Genomic DNA, 19,592 nt, shown 5'->3' on the forward strand with positions numbered 1-19,592 from the left:
TCAACGACCAATAGCGTTCCGCGTGAAGTGCCTTCCACAGTTGGTGTGTTAGCGCTCATCCTCTGCTTCCGACTTCTGTTCGCCATACTTGGCGATGATGGCCATGGCCAGACGCTTCTTCGGAATGCGCTGGTCCATGGAGGTCTTCTGAATCCAACGGAAAGCGCCCTGTTCGGAGAAGTCCGCCTTGTCCATCAGCAGGCCCTTGGCGCGGTCGACGAGCTTGCGCTCCTCCAGCATTTCTTCGGCCTTCTTCAGCTGCTCTTCGGCCTTCTTCAGCTGTTCCTCGGTTTCCTGCAGTTTGGACTCGCTACGTTCGACATTGTCAAGCAAATCGTTGATTTCGGCGAAACGGCCCATGGCGACTTCCAAAGCCGGCAGCAGCTTGGATTCCTCATACGGCTTGGTGACATACGCCATGGCGCCAGCGCCCGTGGCCTTTTTGACCAAATCAGACTGGGAGAATGCCGTCAGCATGACGACCGGAGCGATGTTCTCATCACAGATGATGCCAGCGGCCTCGATGCCATCCATGCGAGGCATCTTGACATCCATGCACACCACGCTCGGGCGGAACTTACGGGTCAGTTCAACGGCTTCCTCACCGTTGGCGGCCTCTCCGACGACCTCATAGCCGTTATCCTCAAGCATGGCGACCAAATCCATGCGGTTCACGGATTCGTCTTCGGCAACGACGACGGTGCGCTTGTGTGCCTCGTTATTATTGGCAGAATCCGGCTCGGGAGCCGCAGCAGCTTGGAGCTCCTCATCAGTGAGTACTTCGTCCGGTTCCGTGGTCTTCTCTGCAGCCATGTCGGTCTCTTTCCACTGTCACACCCAAAGCCGGCCTAACATGCCCCAACCCGGGCCTGGATTGATATTGATTTCTTACGTGCCCTCGGTGGGACTCGAACCCACACTGCGCAGATTTTGAGGCTGCTTCCTCTACCAATTGGGATACGAGGGCTTGCACGCAACTCTGGAAGAATACCACATGATTGCGATTTGCGCCAAATCTCGGCGTTGTCATCATTCGGGGACATCGCGTAAAAACAATAATCCTCCCATCGGGAACCAATGGGAGGATTATGGAATCAGCGTTTAACGCGACGATTCAAATCTCAGTCGCAGGCACCAACGGTGTGGACGTAGATGGAATCGGTGCGACCCGGCTGGTGTTCGCCCTGGGCGGAGCTCAGCACGACGATCTTGTCGCCATCGGAGACCTTGCCGGCGTCCTTGAGGACCTTGTCGGTGAAAACCATGAGGTCCTTGCGGGACTTGTCATGGTAATCCTCGTCGACCAGGAAGGACTCGGTGCCCCAAGACAGGGCCAGCCAGTGGAAGGTGTGCTCATTGTTGGTGATGCCGTAGATCGGGGTGGCCGGACGTTCACGGGACACGCGGTGCACGGTGGAACCGGTCTGGGTGTAGGCGACGATGGCCTTGGCGTTGAGCTTGTCGGCCAGGTCGACGGCGGCGGAAGAGACGGCACCGGTGGAGGACATATCCAGGTTCTTCAGCTCCGGGATGCGGTCGAAACCATGCTCGGTGGCGAAGGTGGAGATGCGGCTCATGGTGTTCACGGTGACTGCCGGGTACTTGCCGACGGCGGTCTCGTTGGAGGTCATGGTGGCGTCGGCGCCGTCAAGGATGGCGTTGGCGCAGTCAGATGCCTCTGCACGGGTCGGGACCGGGGAGCTGACCATGGAGCCGAGGACTTCGGTGGCCACGATGACCGGCTTGGCGTACTGACGAGCCAGCTCGATGCAGCGCTTGGTGGCCAGCGGGACCTCTTCCAGCGGGCACTCGACGGCCATATCGCCACGTGCGACCATGATGCCGTCGAACGCCTTGACGATCTCCTCGAGGTTCTCGAGGGCCTGCGGCTTCTCGATCTTGGCGACGACCGGGATACGGCGGCCTTCCTCGTCCATGATCTCATGGGCGCGATCGATGTCGGTGGCGAAGCGCACGAAGGACATGGCGATGATGTCGGCGCCGGTGCGGATGGCCCAGCGCAGATCCTCTTCGTCCTTCTCGGTCAGAGCCGGCAGAGACACGGCGACGCCCGGAAGGTTGATGCCCTTGTGGCTGGAGACCGGTCCGGCAACGACAACCTTGGTGTACACGTTGTTGCCTTCGACCTTGGTGACCTCGAGGCGGACCTTGCCGTCGTCGATGAGGATCGGATCGCCTGCATGGCAGTCGCCCGGGAGACCCTTGAAGGTGGTGGAGGTGATGTGCTCGTCGCCTTCGATGTCATCAGTGGTGATGACGAACTCCTGGCCTTCGGTCAGCTGGACCTTGTCCTCGCCGTCGGCGTTCTTCTTGAACCAACCGCAGCGGATCTTCGGACCCTGCAGGTCAACCAGGGCTGCGACGTTGCGGCCAGTGGCCTTGGCGGCGGCACGGAGGTTGTTGTAGACCTTGAGGTGGTCTTCCGGAGTGCCGTGGGAGCGGTTCAGACGAGCGACGTCCATACCTGCTTCGACAAGGCTGGTGATGCCTTCCAGGGACTCGGTAGCGGGACCGATGGTATCTACGATCTTGGCTTTACGCATGAATGCCTGCCTATTCTTGTTGATATTGATTTTGGATCTGACGACCCTGTTTCCAATGGCATAGCTTACTAGCAAAAAGCGCCCACTTCCACCTCAGAACTAGGTGTGTTGTGAGCGCTCACAATTTCGTAGGAGAATAGAAAAGCTCTATTCTCCCAACGTTTGCCGGACTGTCACTTTTCGTTCGCTTTCATGGTGCGCATCTTAATAACACTTGCCAAAGCCGCACCACCAATCGCAAGAACGATCACGACAAGCGACAGCCATGTAGGCACTTCCGGAACCCAGGAAATCGGCTGGCCGCCATTGAGGAACGGCAGCGAGTTGCCATGCAATGCCTCCATGATGAGCTTGACGCCGATGAAGCCCAAAACCACGGAAAGTCCAAGCGGCAGATACACCAGCTTGTCGAGCAGCTCTCCGAGCAGGAAGTACAGCTGCTGCAAACCGAGCAACGCGAACACATTGGACGTGAACACAATGAACGGATCCTTCGTCAAACCGAAAATCGCAGGAATGGAATCAAAGGCAAACATCACATCGGTGGTGCCGATGGTCAGGAACACGATGAGCATCGGGGTCCAATGCTTCACACCGTTTTTGACGGTACGCAGCTTTTCGCCGTCGTATTCATCGGTGATCTTGATGACCTTGCGCAATGCGCGAATCAAGCCATTCTCATGATATTCCTCATCTTCGTCTCCCCCGGTGACCAACTTGATGGCGGTGACGATAAGGAATGCGCCGAACAGGAAGAACACCCAGGTGAAGCGGGAGATAATGGCCGCGCCGATGAGGATGAACACGCCGCGCAACACCAATGCGATGGTGATGCCGATGGACAGCACGAATTTCTGCAGCTGTTTTGGCACCGCAAAATTCGACATAATGATGACGAAGACGAATAGATTGTCGATACTCAGCGAATATTCCGTAAGCCAGCCCGAATAAAATTCGATGGCCGGTTTCGATCCCGCGAAGAACCACATGAGTCCGCCGAAGATCAACGCCATGACCACGAAGAACGCGATATGCTGCACGCATTCCTTGGTGGACGGCACATGCGGCTTGCGCCCGATGATGAACAGGTCCACCACGAAGAAGACGGCAAGCACCGCGAACGTGGCGATTTCAAAAGCAAGTGGTGTTTCAGCCATAATCCACTATGGTACGGATGCCGTATGACCGGTCGAGAACTATTTGCTCGCCTCCGTCATCTGCCGAAGTTCCTTTTTCAGGTCACGGATCTCGTCACGCAGACGAGCCGCAAGCTCGAATTGCAGTTGTTCTGCGGCGGTATGCATCTGCTCGGACAGTTGTCGAATGAGATCAGCCAGATCCTGCGCGGGCAATCCGGCCTTGAGAATCTCCTCGTGCCGCCTGCCGGATTCCTCCTTGCTGGTATGTGGCACGCCGAGATGCGAATTGCCGGCTTTGTCCGCGTTTCGGTATCCGGTACCGAGCAATGTCTGGGTGTCGACGTCCTCCTTGGCGAGCATGTCGTTGACATCGGAGATCTTCTTGATGAGCGGCTTCGGATCGATGCCATGTTCCTTATTGTAGGCAATCTGGATGTCACGGCGGCGGTTGGTCTCGTCGATGGCCTTGCGCATGGCTTCGGTGATGTCGTCCGCATACATGACGACGGTGCCGGACACGTTTCGCGCCGCACGGCCGATGGTCTGGATGAGCGAACGGTAGGAACGCAGGAAGCCTTCCTTATCCGCGTCGAGGATTGCGACCAATGACACTTCCGGCAGATCGAGGCCCTCTCGTAGCAGGTTGATGCCGACGATGACGTCGATCTTGCCTTCACGCAGTTCACGCAGCAGTTCGACACGACGCAAGGTGTCCACATCGGAATGCAGATATTCGACTTTGATGCCGCGTTCCAGCAGATAGTCGGTCAGATCCTCGGCCATTTTCTTAGTGAGCGTGGTGACCAGCGCACGTTCGTTCCTTGCCACGCGGTCTTTGATTTCGGCGAGCAGGTCATCGATCTGCCCTTCCACCGGCCGCACGTCGATCTGCGGATCGACTAGTCCGGTCGGACGTATGATCTGTTCGACCACACCGTCGCTCAAACCGAGTTCGTAATCGCCGGGCGTTGCCGACAGGTACACCGTCTGACCGACTCGTTCCTGGAACTCCGGCCATTTGAGCGGTCGATTGTCCATTGCCGACGGCAGGCGGAAACCGTGTTCGACCAGCGTGCGTTTGCGGCTCGCGTCGCCTTCGTACATGGCACCGATCTGCGGCACGGTGACATGTGATTCGTCGATGACGAGCAGGAAATCATCGGGGAAAAAGTCAAGCAGCGTGTGCGGAGGCGTGCCCGGCGCGCGTCCGTCGAAATGCCGCGAATAGTTCTCCACGCCGGAGCATGTGCCGACCTGCGAGAGCATTTCCAGATCGTATGTGGTGCGCATGGTGAGACGCTGCGCTTCAAGTTCCTTACCTTGCTTATGCAATTCGGCGGTACGCTCGTCAAGTTCCTGTTGGATGGTTTTGAGCGCCCGTTCCATACGTTCCGGTCCGGCAACGTAATGCGAGGCCGGGAAGATGTGCACCTGCGATTCGTGCGCGATCACGTCGCCGGTCAGCGGATGCAGAGTGGAGATGCGGTCGATTTCGTCGCCGAAGAATTCGATGCGGATGGCCAGTTCCTCGTATACGGGGATGATCTCAACGGTGTCGCCGCGCACGCGGAATGTGCCTCGCGTGAAGGCGATGTCGTTGCGCTTGTATTGCATGTCCACGAATTTGCGCAGTAAATCGTCACGGTCGATCTGCTGGCCTTCCTGGAGGAACAGCATACGGCCAGCGTATTCTTCCGGCGTTCCCAAACCGTAGATGCAGGAGACGGTGGCCACGACCACGCAATCGCGACGGGTCAGAAGGTTCGCGGTGGCGGCGTGGCGCAATCGCTCCACATCGTCGTTGATGTTGGAATCCTTCTCGATGTAGGTGTCGGTCTGGGGAATGTACGCTTCCGGCTGGTAGTAGTCGTAGTAGGAAACGAAGTAGCTCACCGCATTGTCCGGCATGAGTTCGCGGAATTCGGCGCACAACTGCGCGGCGAGCGTCTTGTTCGGCTCGATGATAAGCGTCGGTCGCTGCAGACGTTCGATCAGCCACGCTGTAGTGGCGGTTTTGCCGGTGCCGGTGGCGCCCATGAGCACCACGTCGTTCTCGCCATTCTCGATGCGCGTGGCCAGCTCCTCGATGGCCTTCGGCTGGTCGCCTGAAGGCTTATATGGAGATTTGACCGCAAACGGCTTGTTCACTCGCTCAATGTTGAATCCCATGGTTCCGTCTCGCTTCCTTACGCCACTGTTCCATCAGCCTATCAACACAGTCGAACATGTGTTCTACATCCTGGGATGAGTCAATCACCGCATCGGCTATGGATTCTCGTGCCGCACGCGTGGGCTGATGCGCGATACGTGCCTTCGCCTGTGCCTCGCTCATGCCACGGGTGCGCATCATACGTTCCACACGCGTCTGTTCCGGTGCTTCGACTGTTACGATATGGTCGAAACGCATGGGTATGTCATCGATTACTTCCGCCAAAAGCGGAATATCATGTACGACCACGGCATCCGGATTCTTTTCGACCGCCTGCCGTTCCTCCGACAATGCAAGATCGTAGATCAACGGATGTTCGATATCGTCAAGGATTCTACGTTCGGATTCGGCATTCGGATCGGAGAAGACGTGTTCGGACATCCATCGCCGATTAAGACCACCTTGCGCGTTCATCGCATCCGGCCCGAAATGTTCCACGATTCGTTGCAGGCCCACGCTTCCGGGTTCCACGACTTTTCGGGCGAGCACATCATAATCGACAAGCGTCGCGCCCAGTTCACGCAGATGCGTAGCGACGGTGCTTTTGCCGGCGGCGATGCCTCCGGTCAACCCAATTCGAATCATCACAACCGCCATTGTAATGTTTGACGGACTCGCAACATACGCAAATGGCCCCACACCATCAGGTGCGGGGCCATTTATCAGCGGTTTACGCGAATCAGTTTATTTCGATTCGTCGAAACTCACTTGCCGAGCAGCTGGTCGCGCAGAGCGGCGAGCTGGTCGGAATCGGCGAGGGTGCCGTTGGAGGTGTTGTCGGAGGAGTAGTTGGACACCTCTTCGACCTTCTCTTCCTTCGGAGCCTGGCCGTCTTCGGCTGCGGAAGCCTCGGCGTTCTCGAGTTCCTTGGCAACGAATTCCTTGTGCTGCTCCCACAGATCGTGAGCGGTGGCGTACTGGGACTCCCACTCCTCACGCTGCTTCTCGTAACCAGCGATCCACTCGTTGGTTGCCGGGTCGAAGCCTTCCGGATACTTGTAGTTGCCCTGCTCGTCGTACTCTGCCGGCATGCCGTACAGAGCCGGATCGAAGTCCTCGGAAGCCGGATCAACGGAGTCGTTGGCCTGCTTGAGGGACAGGGAGATGCGGCGACGGTCGAGATCGACGTCAATCACCTTGACGAAGACTTCCTCGCCCGGCTTGACGACGGTCTCCGGGTTCTCCACGTGGCGGTTGGCCAGCTCGGAGATGTGCACGAGGCCTTCGATGCCGTCTTCGACGGAGATGAAGACACCGAACTGAACGATCTTGGTGACCTTGCCCTTGACGATCTGGCCAGGAACGTGGGTGCGGGCGAAGCGCTGCCACGGATCTTCCTGGGTGGCCTTGAGGGACAGGGAGATGCGCTCACGATCGAGATCAACGTCAAGCACCTCGACGGTGACCTTGTCTCCGACCTTGACGACCTCGGACGGGTGATCGATGTGCTTCCAAGACAGCTCGGAAACGTGGATCAGGCCGTCAACACCGCCCAGATCGACGAACGCGCCGAAGTTGACGATGGAGGACACGACGCCTTCACGGATCTGGCCCTTCTTAAGCTGGGACAGGAAGGTCTCGCGCACTTCGGACTGGGTCTCCTCGAGGTACTGGCGACGGGAGAGGACCACGTTGTTGCGGTTCTTGTCGAGCTCGAGGATCTTGGCCTTGATCTTCTGGCCGATGTACGGGGACAGATCGCGGACACGACGCATCTCGACGAGAGATGCCGGCAGGAAGCCACGCAGACCGATGTCGACGATGAGGCCACCCTTGACAGCTTCGATGACAGTGCCTTCGACAACGCCATCGGCTTCCTTGATCTTCTCGATGTCGCCCCAAGCGCGCTCGTACTGTGCACGCTTCTTGGACAGAATCAGACGGCCTTCCTTGTCTTCCTTGGTGACGACAAGGGCCTCGATGGTGTCGCCGACCTCGACGACTTCGTCAGGATCAACGTCCTTCTTGATGGAAAGCTCGCGGGAGGGGATGACGCCCTCGGTCTTGTAGCCGATGTCGAGCAGGACCTCGTCATGATCGACCTTGACGACGGTACCTTCGACCAGATCACCATCATCGAAGTTCTTGATGGTGGAATCGACTGCCTTGATGAAGTCCTCTTCGGTGCCGATGTCGTTGATGGCGACCTTGGCGACTTCGTTATTGTTCTCTGCCATTAATGTGGTTTCTTACAAAATAGTGGATGGATAAAATCGTTCTTCAGTTATACGTGTGCGCAAATACACACAAGGCGAAAGTCTACAAGAAGCCATGCACAAAAATCGGGCGTGTCGCATGTCACGACACGCCCGAAAGCACTATCGCGAAACTCACAACTGACGTTCGGCCATCTCCACAACATTCTGCAGCAGCATGGCACGCGTCATCGGCCCTACGCCTCCAGGATTCGGCGTGTATGCAAAAGCCTTCTCGTAACAGGCTTTATCGACATCACCCTTGACCTTGTATCGACCGGATTCCTCATCGAACACGCGGGATACTCCGACGTCGACGAGAATCGACCCTTCCTTGATGTCTTCCGGCTTGACGAAACCAGCCACTCCCATGGCTGCGACGATCACATCGGCCCGTCGCATGTGGTCACGCACATCCTTGGTTCCCGTATGGCACAGCGTGACGGTGGCGTTGACCGCCTTACGAGTCAACAACAGACCGATGGTGCGGCCGATGGTGATGCCACGGCCCAGCACGCACACCTCCTTGCCGTCCAAATCGATGTCGTAGGCGCGCAACAGCTCGATCACGCCGCGAGGCGTGCATGGCAACGGCGTGGTGATGTCTCCTCGGGCATGCAGCACAAGTTCGCCGAGATTATACGGATGCATCCCGTCGGCGTCCTTCTTGGGATCGATCAGATCGATGATGGCGTTCTCGTCGATTCCCCTTGGCAAGGGCAGCTGCACGATATATCCGGTACAGGCGGGATCCGCATTGAGCTGGCGGACCGCATCGGCGACCTGATCGAACGTCGCATTCTCAGGCAGCTCGCGCTTGATGGAATTCACGCCGATTTCGGCGCAATCGGCATGTTTGCCGGCGACATATTTCACGGAGCCGGGGTCTGATCCGACCAAAATGGTACCCAATCCAGGTTGGATTCCCCTCGCCTTCAGCAGTTCCACGCGTTTGGCGAGGTCCGCCTTGGTCCGTGCCGCCACCTTTTTGCCATCAATCCTTGTTCCCATGTGGTCCACTTCCTCGCTAAGTCGCTTGTCGTATTGGCATTTGCAAGTATCGTAGGCTATCTTGGTTTCAGTCGTAAGTCGCGCATGTGCTATATGAGATGGACGCGACCGAAACGACGGACGACCCAAGAGGAAGGCAATCGACATGCGCTCTCACCAGCGTCCATTTTTCCGCATCCTTGCCGCGGGAATCACATTGTGCACGGTGCTGGGCACCGCTTCCTGCTTTGGCGCTTCTTCGGAGCCCGATCAACCAACGGCACCCGACACACCAAAGGAGCAGACCACCCCGATCAACGTGGTGGCGTCGGTCAACCAGTGGGGGGCTTTGGCGGAGCAGATCGGCGGCGTGCACGTCAAAGTCACCTCGATTCTGTCCTCCACAACAGAGGACGCCCACACGTTCGAACCGAAGACCACTGCTGTCGACACCCTGCAGAAGGCACAGGTCGTCGTGTCCAACGGAGCGGGATACGACTCCTGGGCCACAAAAAACCTGGAAAGAGACACCGTTTCCGTTTCGGCCGCACAAATGGTCGGAGCCGTTGAGGGAGACAATCCCCATCTCTGGTTCTCCAGCGACGCACGCAACGCCATGGCGAAGGAGCTTGCCGACACCTACAGCCGCATCATGCCCAAGCAAAAGAAATACTTCACAAACAAACTCAAGGCGTGGAACAGACGCGAGACGGTAATCGAGAGAAGCATGAAAGAGTTCTCCGATACACATAGGAACGTCTCCTACGCAGCCACCGAGCCGGTCGCATATTATCTGCTCAGCGACATGGGCCTATCCGATAAGACTCCCGAAAGCTACACGCAGTCCATCTCGGAAGGCTCGCAACCCTCGTCCAAGGAACTCCAGGACTTCCAGAAGATTCTGGAGGGGCATCAAGTGGATATGCTGATCAACAATGTTCAGAAGGCGGATGATGCCACAAATATTCTGACCGGCACCGCACACAAATCCGATGTGCCGGTCATCGACGTCACGGAACAGATGCCGGCCGACAGCAAAAGCCTGATCTCATGGATCGCGCAGCTCATCAAGCAAATGAATGAGGCGGTTTCCTCCAAAGATGATGCGACATCATCAGATTCGGACGCCTCTCCCTCTGAATCGAATGGCGAGCAGCCGTCGAACGACAATCCCGACTCCGATTCCGACGCCGCAACGCCGGACAACACAGGGCAGACGGACCCCGGTAAATAAAGCCACGGTCATCCTCCCTCCCCCGATTCGCCGATGTCGAGTAATTCCCCGGCATCGGCGGACTCTTTTTTTCCAGCAACGGTTACGATCCAGGCGGATTCATCACGAGACTTTTCATCGTCCATGCATGCTTCTTATTGAGAATGATTGTCAACACCGTTTGTGAGAATACTATCGTTGACTTATCAAGGGAGCGAGCCATGCACGACAAGGCATCATTCTGTATCGAATTCGACGACGCAGGGGTCTCACGCGGCGGACACATCATCTGGCAGCATGGCACCTTCCGTATCCCGCAAGGCTCGGTGACAGCCATCGTCGGCACCAACGGAGCCGGAAAAACCACCATGATGAAGGCCGAACTCGGATTGATTCCCATCGCCCACGGCGACATAACCGTGCTCGGCAAGCCGGCCGGCGACATGAATCACCGTATAGGGTATGTGCCGCAGAGCTACGCATCCGACATCGAATCGAACATCACCGCCGAACAGTCGGTGCTGCTTGGCCTGACCGGGGCAAGGTTCGGCATTCATCCCATCACCCGCCTGCAAAAAGACAAAGTACGCAATGCGCTGGAATTCGTCGGCATGCAGGACAAGGCGAGATACCGGCTGTCGGAACTCTCAGGAGGCCTGCGGCAACGCGTCGCCATCGCCCAAGCGCTGGTGTCGGACCCCCAACTACTCATGTTGGATGAACCGCTCGCCAATCTTGATCTGGCCAGCCAACGCGCCACAGTGCACGTGCTCGCCAAACTCAACCGAGAACTCGGCATGTCCATTCAAGTAGTGGCGCACGATTTGAACATGCTTCTGCCGATTCTCACCGGAGCCGTATATCTGCTCGACGGGCATCCGCATTATGCGAAGATGAACGAGGTGCTGGATTCGAAGCTGCTCACCCATCTATATGGCACCACGGTGCAGGTGGTCACCACTCCCCAAGGAGATATGTTCGTCACTCCAAGCGAGGATGAGCCCGATGACATTGACGTCGACGCCCACGCGCCGGAGGAAATCGCAAGATTCCACCAACACAACCGCATTTCGCAGGAGGCATGATCATGAACGAAACCGCTTTCTCCTTCGATCCGGATTGGATGGGCACGCTGACCGCGCCATTCATGACAAACGCTTTCCTCGCCGGCCTGTGCATCGCCTTGGCTGCTGGAGTGATGGGTTACTTCACCATCGCCCGTCATTCCACGTTCGCCGCGCATGCGCTGGCGCACATCGGACTGCCAGGAGCGACCGGAGCCGTGCTGTTGGGTCTGCCGGTCAGTGCCGGTCTCGGCGTGTTCGCTCTCGGCGGAGCATTGGTGATCGGTGCACTGGGCAAAAAGGCATCGCAACGCGAAATCGCCACAGGAACCGTATTGGCGTTCGCCACAGGCATGGGTCTGTTTTTCGCACGCTTGTCCAGTTCCGCCTCGCAGCAGATGCAATCGATTCTTTTCGGCTCCATCCTGACGATCACGGACGGGCAGATCGTCGGATTTGCGGTTTTCGACGTGTTGTTGCTGGCCGTTTTGGCCGTTATCTATCGACCGCTGCTGTTCAGCTCGCTTGATGAACAGGTGGCGCAGGCAAAAGGCGTGCCGGTGAATCTCATGAACATCTGCTTCATGGCCATTATGGCCGGTGTGATCACCATCGCGGTGCCCGCCGTGGGCACATTGCTGATATTCGCTCTTGTGGTCACGCCCGCCGCGACTGCGAACATCATCTCACGGTCCCCATTCGCCGCGATGGTCGTCTCCACCGTGATCTGTTTGATCTCCATTTGGGGTGGACTGTTGGTTTCCGCCATGTTCCCCGCTCCCCCAAGCTTCATCATCGTGACGATTTCCACACTGTTCTGGATTGTCGCCAAAATAATCGAATCGGCACGCCGCAGGTAGCGAAAGTATCAGCCGATCGGTTCCACCAAGGCGCTGGCGATGGCCTCGATGCCCTCGCCCGAACCGGTGAATCCCATGCCGTCGGTAGTGGTGGCCGTCAGCGACACTTCACAGCCGATGGCATGGCTCAACGCCTGTTGCGCCTCGTCACGACGCTTGCCGATTTTCGGACGATTGGCCACGACGACCACGCTTGCGCTCACCGGCCTCATGCCATGCGCACGCAAATACGCAACCGTCGCGCGGAGCATCTCGTCGCCGTGCTTGCCGGCACCGGCGGAATCGGAACCGACACCGAAAAGCATGCCTATATCACCCAATCCGGCTGCGGAAAGCAACGCGTCAATCAACGCATGGGCTGCGACATCACCGTCCGAATCACCTTCGATGCCGTCACCATCCCAACGCAAACAGGCAAGCCATAACGGCTTGCCTGCATCATGGGACGCGAATCGATGGGCGTCAAATCCCTGACCGATACGCATGGAAATTCCCTTACTTCTTCTTGGACTTCTTGTTCTCCGCCTCGACGCGCGCCAAAGTGTCCATGGCCGCCTCTTCAGGAGCTTCGGTGTGATGATCCTCGTCGCCAGGGCGCGGCGGTTCATAACCAAGGTTCACGTCAAGCAGACGCTGGGCCTCATTCTCATCAAGATGCTCCGACAACGCGATCTCGGAAGTCAGGATGCTGCGAGCCTTGGTGAGCATGCGCTTCTCACCGGCGGACAGCCCATGCTCGTCGACATCACGCTGGGCGAGGTCTCGCACGACTTCGGCGATTTTATTCACATCGCCGGTGGCGATCTTCTCAACGTTCAGCTTGTACCGGCGGGACCAGTTCATTTCCTTTTCGATGATCGGAGTACGCAGAATCTCGAAGACCTTCGCGACCTCCTTGGCGCCGACGATGTCTCGGACACCCACTTTCTTGGCGTTCTCCACCGGAACATTGATGACCAGCCCGTCGGACGACAGCACCGACAGCTGCAGATATTCTCGGGTCACACCCTTGACCGTTCGCTCGGTGATGGCCTCCACCTTCGCTGCGCCGTGACGCGGATAGACGACCATGTCGCCGACCTTGTAACCCATGAATCCTCCGTGAAAAGCTTACACAAAACCCGAATTATTGTGCCATCAGGGTTGGACTTGCCTAAAAAAAACCAAAAAAAGACGCGACACGGGCCAATTTTCAAGCATTTCATGCTTACACTTTTCCCATGGCTACAGAATCCAAGATCAAAGAAGATAGCGTTGCCGTTCCTGTTGCACAGGGCGACCTGGATGCAGTAAGCAACGGTACGTTCTACAATCCACACGAGGTGCTCGGCGGGCATCTCGGTCCCGACGAGCATGAGGATGTCGTCACGATCCGCGTGCTTCGTCCGTTGGCGAAATCCGTGACGATCATCACCGAAAATGCCCGGACCCAGGCGGTGCATGAACACAATGGCGTTTTCATGGCACTCATTCCGGCCATCAAGACCGATGACGGCTTCGGCGTGCCCGATTATCGCATCAGCACCGAATATGAAGACGGTTCCACCGTGGTGTCCGACGACCCGTACCGTTATCTGCCCACCATCGGCGATTTGGACATGTACCTGTTTGGCGAGGGACGCCATGAGCGCCTTTGGGAGGCTTTGGGAGCGCGCGTGCTGCGCTATGACGATCCGTTGGGCTCCAATGACGGCGTCAAGGGCGAACAGCTGGTGGGCACCGCATTCACCGTGTGGGCTCCGAATGCCCATGCGGTACGTGTGGTGGGAGATTTCAACGGCTGGAACGGACGCATCCACGCCATGCGTGAACTGGGCTCCTCTGGAGTCTGGGAGCTGTTCATTCCTGGTGTCGAAACGGGAACGATTTACAAGTACGAGATCCTCAACGCCAACAACGAATGGGTCATGAAGGCCGATCCGATGGAGCGTTCGCATGAGATCCCGCCGCGCACCGGTTCCATCGTCGTCGACTCCGTCCATGCGTGGCATGACGAGAACTGGATGGACCAGCGAGCCAAGACCGACCCGCACAACGGTCCGGTCAGCATCTACGAGGTCCATGCCTCTAGCTGGCGCAAGGATGTGAAGAACTATCGCGAACTGGCCGACAAGCTGGTCCCCTACGTCCAGAAGGAAGGTTTCACCCATGTGGAATTCATGCCGCTGGCCGAGCATCCCTTCTCCGGCTCGTGGGGTTATCAGGTAACCGGCTATTACGCGATTGATTCGCGCCTTGGCGGCCCTGACGACTTCAAGTATCTCGTCGAGAAGATGCACGAGGCCGGCATCGGCGTAATCATGGACTGGGTTCCGGCGCATTTCCCGAAGGACGCGTTCGCCCTTGGCAGATTCGATGGCACGCCTCTGTACGAGGATCCGGACCCGACCCGTGGCGAGCATCCGGATTGGGGCACCTATGTGTTCAATTTCGGACGCCGCGAAGTGCGCAACTTCCTGGTGGCCAACGCCTGCTTCTGGCTGGACGAGTACCATATCGACGCGCTGCGCGTGGACGCGGTCTCCTCGATGCTGTACTTGGATTACAGCCGCAAGCCGGGCCAGTGGCATCCGAACATCTACGGTGGACGAGAGAACCTCGAGGCCATCGACTTCCTCAAGGAAGCCACGGCGACCGCGTACAAGAACAATCCGGGCATCATGATGATCGCCGAGGAATCCACCGCGTATCCCGGCATCACCGCACCGACCGATGCCGGCGGTTTGGGCTTCGGCCTCAAGTGGAACATGGGTTGGATGCACGACACCCTGCAGTATCTGCACGAGGAGCCGATCAACCGTAAGTGGCACCACAACGAGATCACCTTCTCCATGGTGTACGCATACTCGGAGCATTATGTGCTGCCGATCAGCCACGACGAGGTCGTGTACGGCAAGGGCTCGCTGTTCGGCAAGATGCCGGGCGATGACTGGCAGCGCTATGCCGGCGTGCGCGCGCTGTTCGCCTACCAGTGGGCCCATCCGGGCAAAAAGCTCTCCTTCATGGGCAATGAGGTGGCGCAGTACGGCGAATGGGATCATGACGGTTCGGTGGATTGGGATGCTCTCAATTGGCCTGACCACCGTGGCGTGCAGAAGCTCGTCGCCGACCTGAACACCCTGTACAAGGCGTCTCCCGCATTGTGGAGCCAGGACTTCGATCCTGCCGGATTCCAATGGCTGACCAGCGATGACGCCGACCATAACACGCTCAGCTTCGTGCGTATCGGCAAGGATGGCGAGCAGATGGTCGTTGTCGTGAACTTCTCGGGCGAGGCATGGGAGGATTACCAGGTTCCGCTCACCAAGGGCGGCAAGTGGACCGAAGTGCTGACCACGGACGATAAGAAGTACGGCGGTTCCGATATTCACAACGGCACCTTCAAGGCGGTCAAGGGTGAGTATCATTCCCGTGATTGGTCCGCGAAAATCACCGTTCCGGCACTGGGAGCAGTATTCTTGAAGCCGGAACTCTGAGAAAGGCGGAACGCTATGCTCAATTCATCAGCACAATCCACAGTAATTCCACGTACCGTTCTGGTGGTCGAAGATGAACCGACCTTGGCCACCGCCATCGCGCAGCGCATCACTGCGGAGGGTTGGACCGCGCGCGTGGCTTCCGACGGCGCCAGCGCCGTCCAGGCCGCTTCCACGCTCCGTCCGGATCTGGTCATCATGGATATCATGCTGCCCGTGATGGATGGTCTTGAGGCCACCAAGCGCATCGTGGCTGAACGTCCTGTGCCTGTGCTGATTCTGACGGCGCGAGACGACGAGGCCGACAAGGTCATCGGTCTTGGTGCCGGAGCCGACGATTACATGACCAAGCCGTTCTCCATGCGCGAGCTCATCGCCCGGTGCAAGGCGCTACTTCGTCGTGTGGACAGGGCGAAGGTCATCGCCAAGAACTCCGAAAACGAGAAACTGCTTGATTTCGGCTCTCTGGTCATCGATCCGGCCCAGCGTATCGTCACCGTCAATGGGGAGCAGGTGCATTTGACCCCAACGGAATTTGATTTGCTGGCCACTTTGGCCCGCAAGCCGAAGTCCGTGCTCACTCGCGAGAAGCTGCTCGAGGAAGTGTGGGATTGGGTGGATGCGTCCGGCACCCGTACTGTGGATTCGCATGTCAAGGCGCTACGTCACAAGCTGGGTTCGAAGACCATTCGAACCGTGCATGGCGTAGGCTACGCGTTCGAACCGCCGGAAGAATAGTATGATGCGCTAAGATTTGGTGGTATGCGTACCACTGATTCAAAACCAGGGCGTTCGGTCAATCCGTTGGATACCGAACGCCCTATTGGTTTGTTCTCTTCGCTCAAAATGGAATTGAGCGTGCTGATCACCATTTCCACCATCATCGCATTCATCATGGCTTGGTTCCTGCTCAAAGTCGGATTGAGCCTGTGGATAGCCATGCCGATCACACTTGCCGTGGCTTTGGGCATCACCTATTTCTTCTCTAGAGGACTCACCTCTCCCCTGCGCGAGATGCGGGATGCCGCGGAGGCTATGGCGGACGGCGACTACACCGTCCGGGTGCATGTCGATGCCAACAGCCGCGACGAAGTCGGACAGCTGGCTTTGTCTTTCAATGAGATGGCGGAGGAACTGCAGCATGCCGACCAGATGAGACGGGACATGGTAGCCAATGTGAGCCACGAGCTGCGTACGCCTGTATCCGCGTTGCAGGCCATGGTCGAGAACATGGCCGACGGCGTTGTGGAACCGACCCCATCGAATCTGGAAAGCATTCTCAACCAAACGCACCGTTTGTCGGATCTGATCGCGTTTCTGCTTGATTTGTCCCGCATGGAAGCCGGTGCGGCGAGCCTGCAGATCGATAAATTCAATTTCGCGGATTTCATCGACGAAACCGTGGAACCGTTGGAAATCGCCGATGCCGGGCATGCCCACAATATCGAAATCCACGTGCCCGACGACATCGAAATGGAAGGCGATCAGGATCGTCTGCGCCAGTTGTTCACCAATATCATCGCCAATGCGCTCAAACACTCCGCAGACAATACCGCGGTGCTCATCGAAGCGCATGAAAACAAGGATTTCGGCACGATTGTGACGAATGTCGTCAACTTCGGCTCGCAGATTCCCCAAGAAGCGCGGTCCGATATCTTCCGTCGATTCGTCAAAGGCAAGACGGGACCGGGTACCGAATCGGGAGGAACCGGTCTTGGACTGTCAATCGCCCGATGGGCGGCGCAGTTGCATGGCGGCACGGTACGAGTGGTGGATGATCCGCGCGGCGCCGATTTCGAAATCACTTTGCCGAAATATCACATTTCCGATGACGAGTGACGATTTACGCCGCCAAAGGTCTGCCGACCGGAGTGTGTGCCAACGCCAGCACGGTAATGACCAAAGCTCCCTGTGAAGTTAGAGCGTCAACACAACGACGCATGGTGGCTCCAGAGGTGACGATGTCATCCACCAGAATCACCGCCTTGTTTTGAAGGGTGACGCCCGGACGAACCATGACATGCCCCTTAAGGCGTTGCGCCCTCTGTTCCGTGCCCTTGGTCTCGACGGATTTGCCTTTGATTCCTTTGTTCGTCAACGCATCGCATACCTGTACGCGGAAACCTGTCCGGCACCGTAGAAACGCCGACAACCGTTTTGCCAGCGGCATCATGTGCCGTCGTCCGCGCTGACGCATGGAAGCAATCGACGACGACGCGGGAACGACCAGTATGGTATCGCAGATCTCACGAACGCCATCCATGGCGTCAATCACACCGGCGCGTTCCGCAAGCCTGCACAACGCATCCGAGAACGGACGGTCGCATTCCTCGTCTCCGTGGTCTTTCCATGCCAGAATCGACTGTCTGGCGGCACCCCGATACCATCCGCACGCGAACCATCGACCCATCTCAGCCGTTTCCAATGGTTGGGACAGTTCGCAGTCGAATGACGCAAGACAGGCATCGCACAACACGTCATCAGGCTTGTCGCATCCCGCACAGCCTCGTGGGAACAACAGATTCGCCATATGCGCGAATGAACCCGCCATCAGATTCACGCCGGCTCCGTCATCGGGACAATCTGGCAATGATCTCGCCGCATAATTTCACGGTATCCGCGGGACCGTTCACTTTGACAGCCCTTGTGCCGGCCTTCGCCGCGGGATAATCATTGCCGTCGGGTTCCATCCGGTCTCCGATGAACACGATCTGGCCGACCTCGATATCGAGAATATCCGCGAGTTCACGGACGGCGAACGACTTATCGACGCCACGCTGCGAGATATCAACACTGCTGGAGCCTCCAGGTCTTACTTCAAGATTCGGTAGTTCGGCAGCAACCGCACAGGCCAATCGGTTCTTCTTCTCGTTGGTGGGGTCCCAAGCCTCCTTGGCCTCGACGGGGGCAAGCTGCCCCAATGCGGAAAAGGTGATCTGACTGCCTCTGTCCTCGATGCGCTCGCCCCAGACATGAGTGGCCCAAATGCCTTGCTCACGAGCATTCCGTTCCAGCGATTCCTTCGCCTTGGCACGGTCCTCGTCGCTTAGATCGTGGGAGAACACTTTCCCCCACCGTTGCCCGTCCCACCGGTAGTAGCGGGTTCCGCTGGTCGGCATGAGGTGAAGTTTCGACTTGTCGGCATGGTCGGACAGCCTGTCCACCACCTGACTTTGCAGCAACGAGTATTTGCCGCCGGTGATCACCGCGACGTCAATCAATGATGTCAATGCAGAGAAGCATTCGGCCATGTCCGCTTTCATAGGTTTCTTGGACCGCGCCAACGTGTTGTCGAGGTCAAACCCAATCAGCCGCGCGCCTTCGCACAGCATGTTGACATCAACGATGTTCCAATAAGGTACGGAAATATCCGCCATGATCATTTCTCCCCTTGTCGAGCAGCCCATACCATGGTATCGCATGTTTCGAATAAGCCCTGATAAGGTAGAAACCATGCAACAGATGCCTTGGGAGACCCCGATATACCGCAACCGCCATGGACGTGGCACGCGTACGCCCATGTTTGGTACCAGACTGCCCCGGTACCGTACCAGAAGCGGTATGTTCGACGATATGCTGGTGGCGCAAATCCGCAGACTCAACGGGGCATGGCCTGAGCTCATAGCTCCGGTCCAATTCGCTGTGGAGGATGTTCCGCCATCCGATCCCGCGCCTTGGGAGGACGTTCCGCATCTTGGATCGCAGTCATTTCCCGCCGGGCACGGCATTCCACCCCGTATCGTGCTGTACCGCATGCCGCTGCAATCGCATGCCCGTAACCGTATGGACCTGCAATTCGCAATCAGGGACGAGGTGGTCTCACGTCTGGCGGAAATCTACGGACGCCGTCCGGAAGAAATAGATCCTGATTGGGGCATGTGA

Annotated in this window: 18 protein-coding genes and 1 tRNA gene; 7 read left to right on the forward strand and 12 right to left on the reverse strand. The window is 57.6% G+C overall.

Translation table 11 applies throughout. The annotated features are described in order from the left end of the window. Positions 1-48: 48 nt before the first annotated feature. The 8 genes from Q5H33_RS03265 to Q5H33_RS03300 form a co-directional block, all read right to left on the reverse strand. The gene (locus tag Q5H33_RS03265) at positions 49-813 is read right to left on the reverse strand and encodes an ANTAR domain-containing response regulator (protein ID WP_221651633.1); all 765 of its coding nucleotides are present in this window, start codon (positions 811-813) and stop codon (positions 49-51) included. Positions 814-893: 80 nt separating this feature from the next. Beyond that, positions 894-967, reverse strand: a tRNA-Leu gene (locus Q5H33_RS03270). Between the two features lie 154 nt (positions 968-1,121). Then, positions 1,122-2,564, reverse strand: coding sequence for a pyruvate kinase (gene pyk, locus Q5H33_RS03275; protein ID WP_302423012.1), 1,443 nt, complete (start codon positions 2,562-2,564; stop codon positions 1,122-1,124). 173 nt (positions 2,565-2,737) lie between these two features. Continuing rightward, the gene (locus Q5H33_RS03280) at positions 2,738-3,721 is read right to left on the reverse strand and encodes a TerC family protein (protein WP_033500222.1); all 984 of its coding nucleotides are present in this window, start codon (positions 3,719-3,721) and stop codon (positions 2,738-2,740) included. A gap of 39 nt (positions 3,722-3,760) precedes the next feature. Then, complete coding sequence (gene uvrB / locus Q5H33_RS03285; RefSeq protein WP_033500223.1) at positions 3,761-5,872, reverse strand: excinuclease ABC subunit UvrB; 2,112 nt, start codon at positions 5,870-5,872, stop codon at positions 3,761-3,763. Then, complete coding sequence (gene coaE, locus Q5H33_RS03290; RefSeq protein WP_080505081.1) at positions 5,856-6,497, reverse strand: dephospho-CoA kinase; 642 nt, start codon at positions 6,495-6,497, stop codon at positions 5,856-5,858. The genes uvrB and coaE overlap by 17 nt, the downstream gene beginning before the upstream one ends. 119 nt (positions 6,498-6,616) lie before the next feature. Beyond that, positions 6,617-8,089, reverse strand: a complete 1,473-nt coding sequence (gene rpsA, locus Q5H33_RS03295; RefSeq protein ID WP_003809549.1) for a 30S ribosomal protein S1 — start codon at positions 8,087-8,089, stop codon at positions 6,617-6,619. 153 nt (positions 8,090-8,242) lie between these two features. Continuing rightward, positions 8,243-9,118 carry a bifunctional methylenetetrahydrofolate dehydrogenase/methenyltetrahydrofolate cyclohydrolase gene (locus tag Q5H33_RS03300; protein ID WP_011743094.1) on the reverse strand — a complete coding sequence of 292 codons (876 nt, stop codon included), beginning with the start codon at positions 9,116-9,118 and terminating at the stop codon, positions 8,243-8,245. Between the two features lie 145 nt (positions 9,119-9,263). Between Q5H33_RS03300 and Q5H33_RS03305 the strand changes: the two genes are divergently transcribed. The 3 genes from Q5H33_RS03305 (at position 9,264) to Q5H33_RS03315 (ending at position 12,234) form a co-directional block, all read left to right on the forward strand. Continuing rightward, positions 9,264-10,331, forward strand: a complete 1,068-nt coding sequence (locus tag Q5H33_RS03305) for a metal ABC transporter solute-binding protein, Zn/Mn family (RefSeq protein WP_042990125.1) — start codon at positions 9,264-9,266, stop codon at positions 10,329-10,331. Between the two features lie 200 nt (positions 10,332-10,531). Next, a complete protein-coding gene (locus Q5H33_RS03310) occupies positions 10,532-11,395 on the forward strand; it encodes an ABC transporter ATP-binding protein (protein ID WP_042990128.1) in 864 nt (287 codons plus the stop codon). 2 nt (positions 11,396-11,397) lie between these two features. Beyond that, the gene (locus Q5H33_RS03315; protein WP_021913624.1) at positions 11,398-12,234 is read left to right on the forward strand and encodes a metal ABC transporter permease; all 837 of its coding nucleotides are present in this window, start codon (positions 11,398-11,400) and stop codon (positions 12,232-12,234) included. An 8-nt stretch (positions 12,235-12,242) separates the two neighbouring features. Here the strand turns inward: Q5H33_RS03315 and ispF are convergent, their stop codons facing one another. Both ispF and Q5H33_RS03325 read right to left on the reverse strand, forming a co-directional pair. Continuing rightward, positions 12,243-12,719 carry a 2-C-methyl-D-erythritol 2,4-cyclodiphosphate synthase gene (gene ispF / locus Q5H33_RS03320; protein WP_221651630.1) on the reverse strand — a complete coding sequence of 159 codons (477 nt, stop codon included), beginning with the start codon at positions 12,717-12,719 and terminating at the stop codon, positions 12,243-12,245. A gap of 10 nt (positions 12,720-12,729) precedes the next feature. Further along, positions 12,730-13,326: a CarD family transcriptional regulator gene (locus tag Q5H33_RS03325; RefSeq protein WP_011743090.1), complete on the reverse strand. Its 597-nt coding sequence runs from the start codon at positions 13,324-13,326 to the stop codon at positions 12,730-12,732. 128 nt (positions 13,327-13,454) lie between these two features. Between Q5H33_RS03325 and glgB the strand changes: the two genes are divergently transcribed. The 3 genes from glgB to Q5H33_RS03340 are packed head-to-tail and all read left to right on the forward strand — an operon-like array spanning position 13,455 to position 17,549. Then, complete coding sequence (gene glgB / locus Q5H33_RS03330) at positions 13,455-15,710, forward strand: 1,4-alpha-glucan branching protein GlgB (protein ID WP_270479452.1); 2,256 nt, start codon at positions 13,455-13,457, stop codon at positions 15,708-15,710. Positions 15,711-15,725: 15 nt separating this feature from the next. Next, the gene (locus Q5H33_RS03335) at positions 15,726-16,448 is read left to right on the forward strand and encodes a response regulator transcription factor (RefSeq protein ID WP_011743088.1); all 723 of its coding nucleotides are present in this window, start codon (positions 15,726-15,728) and stop codon (positions 16,446-16,448) included. A 24-nt stretch (positions 16,449-16,472) separates the two neighbouring features. Next, positions 16,473-17,549, forward strand: coding sequence for a cell wall metabolism sensor histidine kinase WalK (locus Q5H33_RS03340; RefSeq protein WP_011743087.1), 1,077 nt, complete (start codon positions 16,473-16,475; stop codon positions 17,547-17,549). A 4-nt stretch (positions 17,550-17,553) separates the two neighbouring features. Here Q5H33_RS03340 and Q5H33_RS03345 read toward each other — a convergent pair whose 3' ends face one another. Together Q5H33_RS03345 and Q5H33_RS03350 are read right to left on the reverse strand one after the other, a co-directional pair. After that, on the reverse strand, positions 17,554-18,261 hold the full coding sequence (locus Q5H33_RS03345) for a ComF family protein (RefSeq protein WP_033500240.1): 708 nt from the start codon (positions 18,259-18,261) through the stop codon (positions 17,554-17,556). Positions 18,262-18,280: 19 nt separating this feature from the next. Then, complete coding sequence (locus tag Q5H33_RS03350) at positions 18,281-19,087, reverse strand: HAD-IIB family hydrolase (protein ID WP_033500241.1); 807 nt, start codon at positions 19,085-19,087, stop codon at positions 18,281-18,283. A 76-nt stretch (positions 19,088-19,163) separates the two neighbouring features. On the opposite strand from Q5H33_RS03350, the gene Q5H33_RS03355 reads away from it, so the two are divergent. Next, positions 19,164-19,592: a metallopeptidase family protein gene (locus Q5H33_RS03355; RefSeq protein WP_021913619.1), complete on the forward strand. Its 429-nt coding sequence runs from the start codon at positions 19,164-19,166 to the stop codon at positions 19,590-19,592.

It is taken from the genome of uncultured Bifidobacterium sp. (assembly GCF_959020145.1).
Classification (GTDB): Bacteria; Actinomycetota; Actinomycetes; order Actinomycetales; family Bifidobacteriaceae; genus Bifidobacterium.

Coding starts and splice junctions, on each gene's coding strand:
- Q5H33_RS03265 (WP_221651633.1), bottom strand. CDS start 813: ATGGCTGCAGAGAAGACCACGGAACCGGACGAAGTACTCACTGATGAG.
- pyk (WP_302423012.1), bottom strand. CDS start 2,564: ATGCGTAAAGCCAAGATCGTAGATACCATCGGTCCCGCTACCGAGTCC.
- Q5H33_RS03280 (WP_033500222.1), bottom strand. CDS start 3,721: ATGGCTGAAACACCACTTGCTTTTGAAATCGCCACGTTCGCGGTGCTT.
- uvrB (WP_033500223.1), bottom strand. CDS start 5,872: ATGGGATTCAACATTGAGCGAGTGAACAAGCCGTTTGCGGTCAAATCT.
- coaE (WP_080505081.1), bottom strand. CDS start 6,497: ATGATTCGAATTGGGTTGACCGGAGGCATCGCCGCCGGCAAAAGCACC.
- rpsA (WP_003809549.1), bottom strand. CDS start 8,089: ATGGCAGAGAACAATAACGAAGTCGCCAAGGTCGCCATCAACGACATC.
- Q5H33_RS03300 (WP_011743094.1), bottom strand. CDS start 9,118: ATGGGAACAAGGATTGATGGCAAAAAGGTGGCGGCACGGACCAAGGCG.
- Q5H33_RS03305 (WP_042990125.1), top strand. CDS start 9,264: ATGCGCTCTCACCAGCGTCCATTTTTCCGCATCCTTGCCGCGGGAATC.
- Q5H33_RS03310 (WP_042990128.1), top strand. CDS start 10,532: ATGCACGACAAGGCATCATTCTGTATCGAATTCGACGACGCAGGGGTC.
- Q5H33_RS03315 (WP_021913624.1), top strand. CDS start 11,398: ATGAACGAAACCGCTTTCTCCTTCGATCCGGATTGGATGGGCACGCTG.
- ispF (WP_221651630.1), bottom strand. CDS start 12,719: ATGCGTATCGGTCAGGGATTTGACGCCCATCGATTCGCGTCCCATGAT.
- Q5H33_RS03325 (WP_011743090.1), bottom strand. CDS start 13,326: ATGGGTTACAAGGTCGGCGACATGGTCGTCTATCCGCGTCACGGCGCA.
- glgB (WP_270479452.1), top strand. CDS start 13,455: ATGGCTACAGAATCCAAGATCAAAGAAGATAGCGTTGCCGTTCCTGTT.
- Q5H33_RS03335 (WP_011743088.1), top strand. CDS start 15,726: ATGCTCAATTCATCAGCACAATCCACAGTAATTCCACGTACCGTTCTG.
- Q5H33_RS03340 (WP_011743087.1), top strand. CDS start 16,473: ATGCGTACCACTGATTCAAAACCAGGGCGTTCGGTCAATCCGTTGGAT.
- Q5H33_RS03345 (WP_033500240.1), bottom strand. CDS start 18,261: ATGGCGGGTTCATTCGCGCATATGGCGAATCTGTTGTTCCCACGAGGC.
- Q5H33_RS03350 (WP_033500241.1), bottom strand. CDS start 19,087: ATGGCGGATATTTCCGTACCTTATTGGAACATCGTTGATGTCAACATG.
- Q5H33_RS03355 (WP_021913619.1), top strand. CDS start 19,164: ATGCAACAGATGCCTTGGGAGACCCCGATATACCGCAACCGCCATGGA.